This window comes from Spirosoma utsteinense (assembly GCF_014282275.1).
GTDB lineage: Bacteria > Bacteroidota > Bacteroidia > Cytophagales > Spirosomataceae > Spirosoma > Spirosoma utsteinense.
Window position 1 is genome coordinate 23666 of record NZ_VFIA01000015.1, and the last position, 13189, is coordinate 36854.

Sequence of the window (13189 nt, forward strand, 5' to 3'; positions counted from 1 at the left end):
GTTTACTTCTGATTTTTCGGCTATTAAGGTTTTTTTACGCTCTTGCCAATGGCAATCAGGTCTTCAGGTGTTTGAAGTCCGATAATCTTTTTCAGTACATGGCCATTGCCGTCGATGTACAGCATGGTTGGGTAGGCTTCGAGCGGATAAACCTGCGAGAGGGCAGGGCCTTCTCCTTTTTCCATGTCCATTTTTACGTTGATGAACCGGGAATTATAGAAATCACCAACGGCTTTCTGCGTAAACACTTTTTTCTGGAGTGTCTTACAGGGACCGCACCAGCTGGCATAGGCATCCAGAAAAATGATTTTCTTTTCGGCTTTGGCCTTTTTCAGAATGTCTTTCCACGCAGCATCCGTAAACTGAATGCCAGTGGCTTCGGGGGCTGGTTTAGTATCACCAACCGGAATGGCTTGGGTTGTTGAGCCAAAGCCAACAAAGAGAATGGTTAAGAGCCAAATTACTTTTTTCATGCTTGAACCGGCGAACCGGCGGTCTACGTGTTTTCTTAGGGTATAACGAATAAAAAAGCCGCTTTCGTTTCTCTGGCTGGCTTCGCCGAGCAAGTTAGTCAACTGTATCACAATTCGCAATGAGCAAACCGTGTGCCATTCTCCTGAATCTTTCCGACCTTTGCACCCGCTTTAGCCAGTAATGCCATGCCCGTTAAACAAGCCGAATTTATAGTCAGTAACTCCGACCCGGCCCTTTGCCCTGCCCCCGACCGGCCGGAATATGCCTTTATTGGCCGTTCCAACGTGGGGAAGTCGTCGCTTATCAACATGCTTACAGGGCGGCACTCGCTGGCCAAAATATCGGGGAAGCCCGGAAAAACGCAGCTCATCAATCATTTTATTATCGACAACGAATGGTATCTGGTCGATTTGCCCGGTTATGGATATGCTCAGGTAAGCAAATCGGAGCGCGAAAAATTTGCCGGTTTAATTAACGGATACCTTACCAGCCGGCCGAATCTACTTTGCATCTTCGTACTGGTCGACTCGCGCATTCCCCCCCAAAAGCTTGACCTGGACTTTATGATCAACCTCGGTGACCGGGGACTTCCGTTTGTCATCGTATTTACCAAGACTGAAAAACTGGGGGTTACCAAGTTACAGGCCATGCTCGAAACCTATCGGGCCCGGCTGCTCGAAACCTGGGAAGAAGTACCGCAGTGGTTCATTACATCGGCGGTTACAGCTACGGGTCGGGAAGAGATCCTGGACTTTATCAGACCCTTGAATGATGAATTTAAAACCAATGAACGAGTGCCGATCCGGAAGTTGAAAAAGGAATAAGCATCGGCCAGTTTGGCTCGCTGCGGATTCATTCTTCCGCTATTCACTTTATCAAAGAGGCAATACGTCGGCCAAAACGGGCGTTACCTATTTACTAAGTACCTATGGAAGCATTAAAACAAATTGCCAACATCGCGGGCTACAGTGGCCTGTATCGGATTCTGAAACCCAGCCGGAATGGCGTTATCGTCGAATCGTTAGACGATAAAAAAGCCAAGACCATGATGGGCCCCACGGCCCGTGTGTCGGTGTTGAATGATATTTCTATTTATGTCGATACCGAAGAGCAGTCTGTACCCCTGGGTGATGTACTGCTGGCGGTAAACGAAAAATATGGTGAAACTCTGACCGTCGATCCGAAAGGGTCGGCCGAGGAACTGGCCGATTTTATGGCGTCGGTCGTGCCGGATTACGACCGCGACCGGGTTCGTCAGGCCGATATCAAAAAATTAATTGTGTGGTACGGCATCCTTCGCCAGCACGCGCCGGAAGCGTTTGAAAAGACAGCTGACGATGTAACGCAAACGGAAGAGACAGTGTCGGCCGAATCAGAACCATCTGCTGAAACGCCTGCCGAGTCGAAAGACGAAACGCCTGCTTAAGCAAACTCCATTTTCAGTGAGAAAAGAAAAGCCGCGATGACCATTGGTTTCGCGGCTTTTTAGTTGGTCAGTCGGTGAGTTGATCAGTCGGTGAATCGGTCAGCGAACTCACTAACTGACCGACTGATCAACTCACCGACTGATCAACTGTTTAATCTACCGTACTCAGTTTCACCGTGTTTGTCCGGCGGGATTGGGTCATCGGCATGCTGAGGGTGTTGATGAAAATATCGCCCGAGGCCAGTTTGCCTTCGCCAATCAGTGTCAGTTTGATAGCGTCAACGGTTTGATCAACGGTTAGCTCGGGGTTTGGCTCGTAGGGAAGAACCTGAACACCCCAGTAAAGGCCCAGCGTATTCCGCAGTTGTGGGTCATTGGAGAAGGCAAACAAATCGGCTTTGGGCCGGTGGTGCGATAGCCGCTCAGCCGTATAACCTGAGTTAGTAATACCAATGATAGCCTTTGCTTTCGTATCCCGGGCCAGGCGGCAGGCGCTCATCACGACGTTGTCATTGATGGCGTTCTCAGACGGACTTTCGTTGACCTGGGCGTGGTAACGGTAGTAGATACTGTCGGTATGCGATTCAACCTGAAGGATGGTGTTGGCCATGCTCTCAACGGCTAAGATCGGGTATTTGCCGGATGCCGTTTCGGCGCTCAGCATCACCGCATCGGCACCGTCCATCACAGAATTGGCAATATCGTTGATTTCGGCGCGGGTGGGGCGGGGCGCATCGATCATGCTTTCGAGCATCTGCGTAGCCACAATAACTGGCTTGGCGGCCCGGTTACACTTTTCAACCAGCATCTTCTGAATCATCGGTACTTCTTCGGCAGGGAGCTCCACGCCAAGGTCGCCCCGGGCTACCATCAGCCCGTCGGTAGCGGCAATGATCTCATCGATGTTAACAATAGCTTCGGGCTTCTCAATCTTGGCGATTACCCGGCATTTTTTGCCTTTCGACCGGATGTATTCTTTGATTTCGAGAATTTCGGACGCTTCTCGAACGAACGACAGCGCAATCCATTCCGCGTCGTTTTCGAGACCAAACTCAAGATCGGCCCAGTCTTTCTCCGTTACCGCGGGCATCGACACTTTCGTGTTGGGCAGGTTAACTCCTTTTTTGGATTTCATCAGGCCACCATACACAACTTCGGTCACGACGTCGGTACCTTCTTTACCTGTCACCCGAACTTCGAGCTTACCATCGTCCATCAGGATGCGTTCGCCCGGATGCACGTCGCGGTACATATCTTTGTAGGGAGTACTGACCCGTTCAGCGGTTCCTATGATATCGTCATTGGTGAACACGAGTCGGCTACCTGCCTCCAGCATGACGCCGTCTTTTTCGGCTACGTTGCCGATCCGGATCTTGGGGCCCTGTAAATCCTGAAGGACGCACAGGTTAAGGTTGAACTCTTTATTGATCTCGCGGATGCGGGTAAGCCGCATGAGGTGATCTTCGTGAGTACCGTGGGAAAAATTAAGACGGAAGACATTGACACCCGCTTTGGCTAATGCCAGTAATTGTTCTTTCGTTTCGGAAGCGGGGCCAATGGTGGCCACGATCTTGGTTTTCTTGGACATGAGGGACGGGAAAATTGGGCAAAAACGGCCATAGCCGATGCAAAAATAACCGGCAGTGCTAATAAACAGTGGTGTTCATTAAAATTTTACAGGACTACCAATAGCGACAAGGGCTTTGTAAAATTAGTTAAACCCACCCGCATGCCGTTTTTTTGCACCGACAAAACGGGCCGGTAGCCTGTTCGCCTGGTATGCAACTCAAAGATCTCTTTTATAAAATACCGCTTCTGGCTACGTCCGGCAGCATGAATACCGATATTACAAACCTGACCATGGACTCGCGCAAGGCAGGTCCTGGCAGCTTGTTCATCGCCGTGCGTGGTACCGTTACCGATGGGCATAGCTACATTGAAACGGCTGTGAAGCAAGGGGCTGCGGCTGTGCTCTGTGAAGAACTGCCGACCAGTACGGTCGACTCAGTTGCCTATGTACAGGTTCAGAATTCGGCCCGGGCTATGGGTTTCCTGGCAGCTGCCTTCTATCAGCAGCCATCGCACAAACTGAAACTTATTGGCGTTACGGGTACAAACGGTAAAACCTCCGTCGCTACGCTCCTGTTCCGTCTGTTTCGGGCATTGGGATACCGCTGCGGTCTGCTCTCGACGGTGCAGAACCAGATCGACGATCAGGTTATTGCCGCTACCCATACTACCCCCGACGCTATAACCACCAATCAACTGCTGACCCAGATGCTGGATCATGGCTGTACGCATGTGTTCATGGAGGTCAGTTCGCACGCGGTTGTTCAGGAGCGGGTTACAGGGCTGATCTTTGCCGGGGGAATCTTCACCAACATCACCCACGACCACCTCGACTTCCACGGTACGTTCGATAACTACATTCGCGCTAAGAAAGGATTTTTCGACCAGCTGCCGGCGTCGGCTTTTGCCCTGACCAACGTAGACGACAAACGCGGCCTGGTCATGTTGCAGAATACGGCTGCCCGCAAAGAAACCTATTCGCTGCTGACGCTGGCTACCTTCAAAGGTAAGATCATTGCCGACAGCTTGTTTGGGCTGAACATGCTGGTCGACAATCAGGAAGTGTGGTTCAAACTGATAGGTCGCTTCAACGGCTACAACCTACTCAGCGTATACGGCGCGGCTGTTCTGCTGGGCGAAGATCCGGCCGAGGTGTTAACGCTGCTGTCTGGCATTAAGCCCCCGCCGGGCCGCTTCGAGCAAGTTGTTTCGGCAACGAATATCGTTGGCATCGTCGACTATGCCCACACCCCCGACGCCCTGCAAAACGTGCTCGAAACCATCAACGGCCTGCGTCATACCGACGAGCAGGACCGTATGCCCCGGATCATTACGGTAGTTGGGTGTGGCGGAAACCGCGACGCGACCAAGCGCCCGATCATGGCTGATATTGCGTGCCGGTTCAGTGATCGGGTGATACTGACGTCGGACAATCCGCGTTTCGAAGACCCAATGGCTATTCTGGAGCAGATGCAGGCGGGTGTTTCGCCGGTTGACGTTAAAAAGGCCCAGGTAATCCAGGACCGGCGCGACGCTATCCGGCAGGCTGTTGCGATGGCTGAGCCCAACGATATCATTCTTGTAGCGGGCAAAGGCCACGAAACTTACCAGGACGTTCAGGGTGTCAAATCCGACTTCGACGATCGGGCCGTACTCCGGGACGCTTTCTTAGAACGTTGAAATCAGTAACTTTGAACCATATAAAATTTCGAATGATAGAATGATAGAATGAGTGAATAACTGCCTTGCTGTATTCATTCATTCTATCATTCTATCATTCAGTCATTCACTTTTATGCTCTATTACCTTTTCCAATTTTTAGACGAACGCTACAACTTCCCTGGTGCAGGCGTTTTTCAATACATTTCGTTTCGGGCGCTTGGAGCCGTTGTCACGTCGCTTATGGTGGCGGCTATTTTTGGTCGGCGGATTATCGATACACTGCGTAACCTTCAAATTGGCGAGTCGATCAGGGATCTGGGTCTGGAAGGGCAGATGCAAAAGCGGGGTACCCCAACGATGGGCGGTTTCATCATTCTGGCCTCCCTGCTGATTCCGGCGCTGCTGTTCGCCAAACTATCCAATGTATATGTCATATTAGCGCTCGTTTCAACTGTATGGACTGGATTGATTGGTTTCCTGGACGACTACATCAAAGTATTCAAGAAAAATAAAGAAGGGCTGGAAGGCAAGTTCAAGGTTGTTGGACAGGTGGGACTGGGCCTCATTGTTGGGCTGACGCTCTATTTCAACGATGCCGTCAAGATCCGGAAATATGCCCCCCGTTTAATGAGCACATCTAACGTGCCGGATGTGTATACCGACATTAAGTCTACGCTGACAACAGTACCGTTCGTCAAGAACAATGAGTTTGATTACAGCTCCCTGCTCTTCGGCTTCCTGCCCGACAGCTATACCTGGATCGTATATGTACTGGTCTGCATTTTTATCATTACAGCCGTTTCGAATGGAGCCAATATAACGGATGGTATCGACGGCCTGGCAGCGGGCACATCCGTTATCATCGGTCTGACAATTGGTGTACTGGCGTATCTGTCGGGCAACAAGGTGTTCTCGCAGTACCTGAATATTATGTACATCCCCAACGCGGGGGAGCTGGTGATTTTCTGTGCGGCTTTCGTTGGGGCCTGTGTGGGTTTTCTCTGGTACAATTCCTACCCGGCGCAGGTGTTCATGGGCGATACGGGTAGCCTGATGTTGGGGGGCGTTATTGCCGTGCTGTCGCTGGCCATCCGGAAAGAACTGTTGATTCCGCTCATGTGTGGTATTTTCCTGATTGAACTCGTATCGGTAATTTTACAGGTCAGCTATTTCAAATATACCAAGCGAAAATACGGCGAAGGCAGGCGTATTTTCCTGATGTCACCCCTGCACCACCATTTTCAGAAAAAAGGGTACCACGAGGCTAAACTCGTCACACGTTTCTGGATTGTAGGCATTATTCTGGCGGTATTGACGCTGGCTACGCTGAAATTACGCTAATGCTGCCCTTTTGATGTCGTCGGGCGCTTGTAGCCTGGACGGCCACGTCTGGGCAGGCCAAATGCTGATTTACTCCCGGACGTGGCCGTCCAGGCTACATCGTTGCTGGCTTCTAAGCGCACTACAGCCCCTTGAACGCGCAAAAATGGCGCTGGCGGGCTGGATAAGCGTGATCGTGCGGAAATTATCGGGTTGGGGAGCCGGTATCAACCGGCAAATTCCTGTCACATCGTTGCTTTTCAGCCATATACCCGCTATATTTGCACTCCCGTTTGAGGACGGGTGCGTCTAGGCGTAAGTAAAAAAGTGAAAATCAACTAATTAGTCTCCTTAATATAGTGAACACGCTCAGTTACAAAACCATCTCCGCCAACAAAGAAACGGTGCAGAAGGAATGGGTTGTGGTTGACGCTCAGGGTGAAGTGCTTGGTCGGCTGGCCAGCCAGATCGCAGCCCTGATTCGCGGCAAACACAAAACCAACTTCACCCCACACGTTGATTGCGGAGACAATGTGATCGTCATTAATGCCGAGAAGATTCGCTTCACGGGCAAGAAAATGACCGACAAAATCTACGTCCGCCACACGGGATATCCCGGCGGTCAGCGCTTTGCTACGCCCCGGCTGTTGCTTGAAAAGCACCCCGAGCGTATTATCGAACATGCGGTAAAAGGTATGTTGCCTAAGAACCGGCTCGGTCGGCGGTTGTTTACCAACCTGCACGTTTATACGGGAGACAATCATCCCCACGCGGCTCAACAACCCACAGTCGTTAAATTTTAAGTCACAGACGAATGGATCGTATTAATACCATTGGCCGCCGTAAAACAGCCATCTCCCGCATCTACATGTCGGTGGGCAGCGGAGCCATCACGGTAAACGGAAAAGACTACAAACAGTATTTCCCGACGGAAGTGCTGCAAATCATCCTGAACCAGCCTTTCTCTACCATTAATGGTGTAGGTGGCTACGACGTAAAAGTCAACGTTCGTGGTGGTGGCGTGGCCGGACAGGCCGAAGCAACGCGAATGGCTATTGCCCGCGCGCTTGTTGAAATGAACTCGGAGTTCCGTCCGGCCCTCAAAAAAGAAGGCTTCCTGACCCGGGATTCACGTATGGTAGAACGGAAAAAGTACGGCCGCGCGAAAGCACGTCGGCGGTTCCAGTTCTCGAAACGCTAATATCAGTCAGCCAGCTTTTCAGTTATACAGTCTTTTAGTTTTTAATCTGATCGACTCACTAACTCACCAGCTGACCGGCCCATTAGTCCAGACTGCCCTTAGATGATGCCGACGGGTGGTGCTGCGTAATTTTTACAACAATCATTTTTCAATCCGAAAATGGCACAAATCGAATACAAAGACCTTCTTGACGCTGGTGTGCACTTTGGCCACTTAACGCGCAAGTGGGACCCACGGATGGCTCCGTATATCTTCATGGAGAAGAACGGCATCCATATTATTGATCTTAATAAAACGCTGGCCTCGCTGGACGAAGCGGCCAATGCCCTGAAAGGTATTGTTCGTTCGGGCCGCAAGGTGATGTTCGTGGCTACGAAGAAGCAGGCACAGGAGATTGTTTCGGAAGAAGCACGTCGTCTGAAAATGCCTTACGTTACCGACCGCTGGCAGGGTGGTATGCTGACGAACTTCGCCACGATTCGCAAGTCGCTGAAGAAAATGCAGACGCTGGACAAGATGCTGAAAGACGAGGAGACCGTCAAAAGCATTGCCAAGCGCGAGCGTTTGACCCGCAGCCGCGATAAGGAAAAGCTGGAGCGTGTACTGGGCGGTATTGCCGACCTGACACGGTTACCAGCGGCTCTGTTCGTTGTTGACGTGAAGCGTGAGCACATCGCCGTTGCCGAAGCACACCGTCTGGGTATCCCTGTGTTTGCCATGTGTGACACAAACTCGAACCCTGAAGAAGTTGATTTCGCCATCCCAGCCAATGACGATGCTTACAAGTCGATTTCGCTGATTACGCTTGCCATTGGTAAGGCCATTGAAGAAGGTCTGATGGAGCGGAAGCAGGATAAAGATGATCAGCGCGTTCAGGAAGAAGAAGATGCCAAGCGCAGCGAAGACCTCGCTCAGGCTCGTGCGGAAGGCGAAACGGCTGCTCCGGCAGAAGCAGCAACTCCTGTAGCTGAAGTTTCTGAAGACGAGCAGGAAGCGTAAGTACATTGTAGAGGATAGGGTTAGTGGCTTGTACAGGAACTTTACTCCTTTTGCAATTATATAATTCTGAAACGATAGCCCGTAGCAGCCGCTATGGGCTATTTTGATAGATTAAATGGCTGTCTCGATATAGATGGCGATGTAAACCAATACTTAATAACTGAAACCTGTTATAAACATGGCAATCACTGCTGCTGATGTAAACAAACTTCGTCAAGAGACCGGAGCCGGTATGATGGACTGTAAAAAAGCCCTGACCGAAGCCGATGGCGATTTCGAAAAAGCGAAAGAAGTACTGCGCAAGCAGGGTCAAAAGATAGCTGACAAGCGGGCTGACAATACAACGGCTGAAGGCATCGTACTAGCTCACGTAAGTGAAGACGGTACGAGTGGTAAAGTGATTTCACTGGCTTGTGAAACCGAGCCTGTATCGAAAGTAGCTGATTTCCAGAACCTGGCGATGACCATCATCAGTACAGCTGTTGCTACCCACGCTACTGACAAAGCTACGTTGCTGGCAACCCCGCAGGCTGATGGTCGTTCCCTGCAGGATCACATCACCGACCTGATGGGTAAAATTGGCGAGAAAGTCGAAGTAGCTTCGTTCGAAACCGTAACTGGCGACAAAGTTGTGTCGTACATTCACTCGAATGGCAAACTGGGTGTTCTTGTTGGCCTGACGAATACGAATGGTACAGACGTAACGGAAGTTGGTAAAGACGTAGCAATGCAGATCGCTGCTATGAAACCCGTTGCTCTCGATAAGGATGGTGTAGACGCTACTGTTGTTGAGCGCGAAATCGAGATCGGTAAAGAGCAGGCTCGTCAGGAAGGCAAGCCTGAAGCGATGCTTGAGAAGATTGCGCTGGGTAAGCTTAACAAATTCTATAAGGAGAATACATTGTTGAATCAGGAATTTGTGAAAGACAATTCGTTGACGATTGCTCAGTTGCTGGAGAAAACCAGCAAGGGCTTGACGATATCTACATTCAAGCGTGTTGCGATTGGTTAATTTACTCTAAGTTACCTACCGTTTAGTAAATACCCGGCCCCAAAGCCGGGTATTTTTCTTTTATTTAAATCTGGCAACAAGTGAATCGTCGTATATGTAAGGAAGTGCCAACATATGTTTAGTAGTACACATTTCGCAATGAATCACTTCACGGATGAAGAATTAGTTGGCTACTACCTCGAAACGGGTCGTAATGACTATTTTGAGCAGCTATACGAGCGTTATTGTAACAAGGTTCACCAAACATGTCTGTCTTTCACTAAGGATACTATCCAGGCTGAAGATCTGACTCAGGATATATTTATACGGCTGATTGGTAAACTAGATGGATATAAGAAACAGGCTAAGTTTTCAACCTGGTTATATTCTATCACACACAACTATTGCGCTGATCAGATAAAGGCCCCCCGCCGACGTCATGAAGTAGCTACCGATGCAAATTGGGAGGGCATGCAAATCCCAACCGACGAATCGGCAGAGCAGGATGAAGCAGAAGCACAGCTGATAAGCTTGGCAATGAGTAGGTTGTCGGAAGAGGAACGCGGTATATTACGTCATAAGTATGAAGAAGATCTAAGCATTAAAGATCTGGCAGTCTATTATTCGCTTACAGAAAGTGCTGTGAAGATGCGGCTAAAACGGTCGAGAGATCGATTGAGAGATCTATACCAGGAAGTAGTTTCCCATTAATTCAGGTTAAATATTATATACTAATAGGTATAATGAATTTACTTATGAAAAAGGCCTGGCTATAAGTCAGGCCTTTTTCATAAGTAAATGTAAACTATAGTCGCTATACTGTTTTTGCGAAGGCTTGCAATTTGTACCGTTACTTCATAGGCTGTTTACTGTCTCAAGCGCTGTAGCTGTTAGAAATGAAGCAACTGTCAGATGAGGAGTTAGTCTATTTATACATTGATACGCAGCAAAATGCGTATTTCGAGCAGTTGTATGAACGATACTGTGACAAGGTATACCGCAAGTGCCTTTCATTCACCAAAGATCCAGTTCAGGCTGAAGACCTGACACACGATATCTTTTTGAAGATCGTCATGAAACTGAGCGGTTTCCGGGGACAGGCCAAATTTTCTACCTGGCTGTATTCAATCACTTACAATTACTGTACAGATCAATTACGGTCTTCTCATCTGCATCGACATGTGTACGTTGATGAAGGATGGGAGCGGATGGATATCAAAGCTGATGACGAGAATGAACTAGTCGAACTCGCTGAACTGGAAGCTCAGCAGTTACAGCGGGCTTTGAAGAAGCTTCCTGCCTTCGAGCAGACAATACTATTAATGAAATATCAGGACGACATAAGTATTCGTGAGATAGCTAATTTGAACGGGTTGACCGAGAGCGCGGTAAAGATGCGTTTGAAACGATCGCGCGAGAAACTGCGCAAATTTTACCTTGAAAGTGCCATATTCTGGTTACTACTGGCTGTTAAAGCCGCTTTTACTTTCCGCTGGCCATTTCGCTGAATTATAGGCATGGATACTTCTAACCCGTTTAAACAGTTGGAGCCGGATGGATTTTGTCCGCCTAACCTCAAAGAAGAGATTGTGTCCGAAATTGACCTGATCCGAAATTCACTGACCGTTGTCGAAGTCTATGTCGACCAGTTGTTCGGCGTGTTTCTGGCTTCGTTGACCCCACTCACCCCCAAGCCTAATGAACAAGCTTCCTAATCTGGCCGAAATTTTACAAAATACATTTCAAACCCTTATTGATCAGTTTATTGAGTTCGTCCCCCGCTTGATGGGGGGGCTGGTCATCCTGATTATCGGAATTGTAGTAGCTAAAATTGCTGCATTTGTAGTTCGGCGTATTCTCGAACGAGTTGGCTTCGATAAAATTGGTGAGCGGCTAAACGAAATAAGTGTTATCAAACAGCTGAAAACTGAGATTAAGCTAAGCGAAATAGTGGCAAAGGTTCTATACTATTTCATTCTGCTCGTATTTATCACAGCCGCCACCGAAACGCTTGGCGTAGCTGCAATTACGCAGATGGTTTCCTCTTTGGTAACGTTTATTCCCAAATTGATTGCAGCTGCTATTATGCTGCAGGTCGGTGTTTTACTAGCCGACGCACTTCGGGCTGGGGTAGTAAGCTTATGCGACTCGTTCAAGATTGCTTCGGGCCGGCTTTTAGGGACAATTGTTTTTATCTTTTTCCTGGTCATCACTATCATTAGCGCACTAGGACAGGCAGGCATCAACACCGAGCTGCTCGAATCAAGTTTCAATCTCGTTATTGGCGGTGTCATATTCGCCTTCGCCATTGGCTATGGGATTGCCTCGCGGGACGTTATGGCCAACATTCTGTCGTCGTTCTACTCCAAGAGCCAATACAAAGTAGGTCAGATTATCCAGATCGATGACGTGAAAGGCGCGATTTTAACGATCGACAGTACAACCTTGACCTTACAGACAGGGAGTACAACAACCGTGTTTCCATTACAGGCCTTGCAGACGAAAAAAGTGGAAATATTTTGACTAATCACCTTTAATTCAGTAAGTTAATTTATCTGTAACTGTGTTTAATTTATCTATAATGAAAACGTTTTTATGTGTGCTGATCTTTTGGGGAAGCCTTAGCCCTCTGCTGGCGCAGGATTCAACCGTCGTTACCAACTTCAAGGATACGGTTTCTGTGAAGCCTGATACGTCGTACTGGCAGCGGTCCTTTAGCGGTGGTGTCAACTTCAACCAGGCGTCATTTAGCAACTGGACAGGGGGCGGGGTCAATTCGGTAGCGCTGGGAGCAGTCGTGGCAGCACGGGCCTTGTACACGAAGGCCAACTGGTCGTGGGATAACACGGCAGATCTCCAACTGGGTTTCGTTACGCAGAATGGCCTGACCCGGAAGGCAGCTGATCAAATTATGCTGAATTCCGTAGCCGGTTACAAAATCAGCCCAAAAATCGATTGGTTCGGGTCAGCAACATTCAGTTCATTTTTTGCTACAGGTTACCGCTACAGCGGGTTGGCTACAGGTCAATCGTCGTTCAAGGTATCCAACTTTCTGGCCCCTGGCCAATTGACGCTGGCCTGGGGCGTCGCCTATAAGCCAAGCGATTGGTTTGCACTACGGCTTAGTCCGTTTGCACCCCGGTTCACGTTCCTAAGCGATCAGGGTGTTCGTTTTAGCGAGAATGCTGCTGGTATTCCCGTACGTAATCCTAATGCAATTGCTTATGGGGTGGCACCTGGAAAAAGTATCCGGACCGAATGGCTGGCCTTTCAATTACAGGCGTCTTTAATCCGCAACTTGAGTGAAAATGTGAATATAAATGCCAGATACCTGATGTATGCCAATTATAAAACATTGGATGCCATCGACCACCGTATCGATTTGATCCTGACCGCAAAGGTAAATCGGTACCTAAGTACAACCTTCGGTGTAATCGCGCTGTTCGATAAGGATTTTATCGACGTCTGGCAACTTCAACAAACGCTGGCCATCGGTCTGGTGTATAACGTAAGCTCTTTCCGAAAAAAATAAAGAGAGTAGGCTATT

15 protein-coding genes are annotated in these 13189 nt (G+C 49.0%); 13 read left to right on the forward strand and 2 right to left on the reverse strand.

Going from position 1 to position 13189, the window contains the following annotated elements:
- Nucleotides 1-23: 23 nt before the first annotated feature.
- On the reverse strand, nucleotides 24-473 hold the full coding sequence (locus tag FH603_RS13545) for a thioredoxin family protein (protein WP_186738065.1): 450 nt from the start codon (nucleotides 471-473) through the stop codon (nucleotides 24-26).
- 186 nt (nucleotides 474-659) lie between these two features.
- On the opposite strand from FH603_RS13545, the gene yihA reads away from it, so the two are divergent.
- Nucleotides 660-1298, forward strand: a complete 639-nt coding sequence (gene yihA, locus FH603_RS13550) for a ribosome biogenesis GTP-binding protein YihA/YsxC (protein WP_186738066.1) — start codon at nucleotides 660-662, stop codon at nucleotides 1296-1298.
- Nucleotides 1299-1402: 104 nt separating this feature from the next.
- Entirely contained in the window at nucleotides 1403-1900 is a 498-nt protein-coding gene (locus tag FH603_RS13555) for a DUF5606 family protein (protein WP_186738067.1), read from the forward strand.
- A 151-nt stretch (nucleotides 1901-2051) separates the two neighbouring features.
- Here FH603_RS13555 and pyk read toward each other — a convergent pair whose 3' ends face one another.
- Nucleotides 2052-3488, reverse strand: a complete 1437-nt coding sequence (gene pyk, locus FH603_RS13560; protein WP_186738068.1) for a pyruvate kinase — start codon at nucleotides 3486-3488, stop codon at nucleotides 2052-2054.
- Nucleotides 3489-3679: 191 nt separating this feature from the next.
- On the opposite strand from pyk, the gene FH603_RS13565 reads away from it, so the two are divergent.
- The 11 genes from FH603_RS13565 to FH603_RS13615 all read left to right on the forward strand — a co-directional run bounded on the left by FH603_RS13565 (nucleotide 3680) and on the right by FH603_RS13615 (nucleotide 13174).
- Entirely contained in the window at nucleotides 3680-5149 is a 1470-nt protein-coding gene (locus tag FH603_RS13565; protein ID WP_186738069.1) for a UDP-N-acetylmuramoyl-L-alanyl-D-glutamate--2,6-diaminopimelate ligase, read from the forward strand.
- A 114-nt stretch (nucleotides 5150-5263) separates the two neighbouring features.
- On the forward strand, nucleotides 5264-6472 hold the full coding sequence (mraY, locus tag FH603_RS13570; RefSeq protein WP_186738070.1) for a phospho-N-acetylmuramoyl-pentapeptide-transferase: 1209 nt from the start codon (nucleotides 5264-5266) through the stop codon (nucleotides 6470-6472).
- A 338-nt stretch (nucleotides 6473-6810) separates the two neighbouring features.
- Nucleotides 6811-7254, forward strand: a complete 444-nt coding sequence (gene rplM, locus FH603_RS13575; RefSeq protein ID WP_080236583.1) for a 50S ribosomal protein L13 — start codon at nucleotides 6811-6813, stop codon at nucleotides 7252-7254.
- Between the two features lie 11 nt (nucleotides 7255-7265).
- Nucleotides 7266-7652 carry a 30S ribosomal protein S9 gene (gene rpsI / locus FH603_RS13580; protein ID WP_080236581.1) on the forward strand — a complete coding sequence of 129 codons (387 nt, stop codon included), beginning with the start codon at nucleotides 7266-7268 and terminating at the stop codon, nucleotides 7650-7652.
- A 159-nt stretch (nucleotides 7653-7811) separates the two neighbouring features.
- On the forward strand, nucleotides 7812-8651 hold the full coding sequence (gene rpsB / locus FH603_RS13585; protein WP_186738071.1) for a 30S ribosomal protein S2: 840 nt from the start codon (nucleotides 7812-7814) through the stop codon (nucleotides 8649-8651).
- Nucleotides 8652-8829: 178 nt separating this feature from the next.
- The gene (gene tsf / locus FH603_RS13590; protein WP_186738072.1) at nucleotides 8830-9663 is read left to right on the forward strand and encodes a translation elongation factor Ts; all 834 of its coding nucleotides are present in this window, start codon (nucleotides 8830-8832) and stop codon (nucleotides 9661-9663) included.
- Between the two features lie 138 nt (nucleotides 9664-9801).
- Nucleotides 9802-10353, forward strand: coding sequence for an RNA polymerase sigma factor (locus FH603_RS13595; RefSeq protein ID WP_186738073.1), 552 nt, complete (start codon nucleotides 9802-9804; stop codon nucleotides 10351-10353).
- A 185-nt stretch (nucleotides 10354-10538) separates the two neighbouring features.
- Nucleotides 10539-11150: an RNA polymerase sigma factor gene (locus FH603_RS13600; RefSeq protein WP_186738074.1), complete on the forward strand. Its 612-nt coding sequence runs from the start codon at nucleotides 10539-10541 to the stop codon at nucleotides 11148-11150.
- A gap of 9 nt (nucleotides 11151-11159) precedes the next feature.
- A complete protein-coding gene (locus FH603_RS13605; RefSeq protein ID WP_186738075.1) occupies nucleotides 11160-11357 on the forward strand; it encodes a hypothetical protein in 198 nt (65 codons plus the stop codon).
- Nucleotides 11341-12165, forward strand: coding sequence for a mechanosensitive ion channel family protein (locus FH603_RS13610; RefSeq protein WP_186738076.1), 825 nt, complete (start codon nucleotides 11341-11343; stop codon nucleotides 12163-12165). Before FH603_RS13605 ends, FH603_RS13610 begins: the two co-directional genes overlap by 17 nt.
- Nucleotides 12166-12223: 58 nt before the next feature.
- Complete coding sequence (locus FH603_RS13615; RefSeq protein ID WP_186738077.1) at nucleotides 12224-13174, forward strand: DUF3078 domain-containing protein; 951 nt, start codon at nucleotides 12224-12226, stop codon at nucleotides 13172-13174.
- The last annotated feature ends 15 nt before the right edge of the window (nucleotides 13175-13189 follow it).

What these genes read in the sequence shown, in the direction of transcription:
- FH603_RS13545 (WP_186738065.1), bottom strand. Translation starts at nt 473, where the DNA reads ATGAAAAAAGTAATTTGGCTCTTAACCATTCTCTTTGTTGGCTTTGGC.
- yihA (WP_186738066.1), top strand. Translation starts at nt 660, where the DNA reads ATGCCCGTTAAACAAGCCGAATTTATAGTCAGTAACTCCGACCCGGCC.
- FH603_RS13555 (WP_186738067.1), top strand. Translation starts at nt 1,403, where the DNA reads ATGGAAGCATTAAAACAAATTGCCAACATCGCGGGCTACAGTGGCCTG.
- pyk (WP_186738068.1), bottom strand. Translation starts at nt 3,488, where the DNA reads ATGTCCAAGAAAACCAAGATCGTGGCCACCATTGGCCCCGCTTCCGAA.
- FH603_RS13565 (WP_186738069.1), top strand. Translation starts at nt 3,680, where the DNA reads ATGCAACTCAAAGATCTCTTTTATAAAATACCGCTTCTGGCTACGTCC.
- mraY (WP_186738070.1), top strand. Translation starts at nt 5,264, where the DNA reads ATGCTCTATTACCTTTTCCAATTTTTAGACGAACGCTACAACTTCCCT.
- rpsI (WP_080236581.1), top strand. Translation starts at nt 7,266, where the DNA reads ATGGATCGTATTAATACCATTGGCCGCCGTAAAACAGCCATCTCCCGC.
- rpsB (WP_186738071.1), top strand. Translation starts at nt 7,812, where the DNA reads ATGGCACAAATCGAATACAAAGACCTTCTTGACGCTGGTGTGCACTTT.
- tsf (WP_186738072.1), top strand. Translation starts at nt 8,830, where the DNA reads ATGGCAATCACTGCTGCTGATGTAAACAAACTTCGTCAAGAGACCGGA.
- FH603_RS13595 (WP_186738073.1), top strand. Translation starts at nt 9,802, where the DNA reads ATGAATCACTTCACGGATGAAGAATTAGTTGGCTACTACCTCGAAACG.
- FH603_RS13600 (WP_186738074.1), top strand. Translation starts at nt 10,539, where the DNA reads ATGAAGCAACTGTCAGATGAGGAGTTAGTCTATTTATACATTGATACG.
- FH603_RS13605 (WP_186738075.1), top strand. Translation starts at nt 11,160, where the DNA reads ATGGATACTTCTAACCCGTTTAAACAGTTGGAGCCGGATGGATTTTGT.
- FH603_RS13610 (WP_186738076.1), top strand. Translation starts at nt 11,341, where the DNA reads ATGAACAAGCTTCCTAATCTGGCCGAAATTTTACAAAATACATTTCAA.
- FH603_RS13615 (WP_186738077.1), top strand. Translation starts at nt 12,224, where the DNA reads ATGAAAACGTTTTTATGTGTGCTGATCTTTTGGGGAAGCCTTAGCCCT.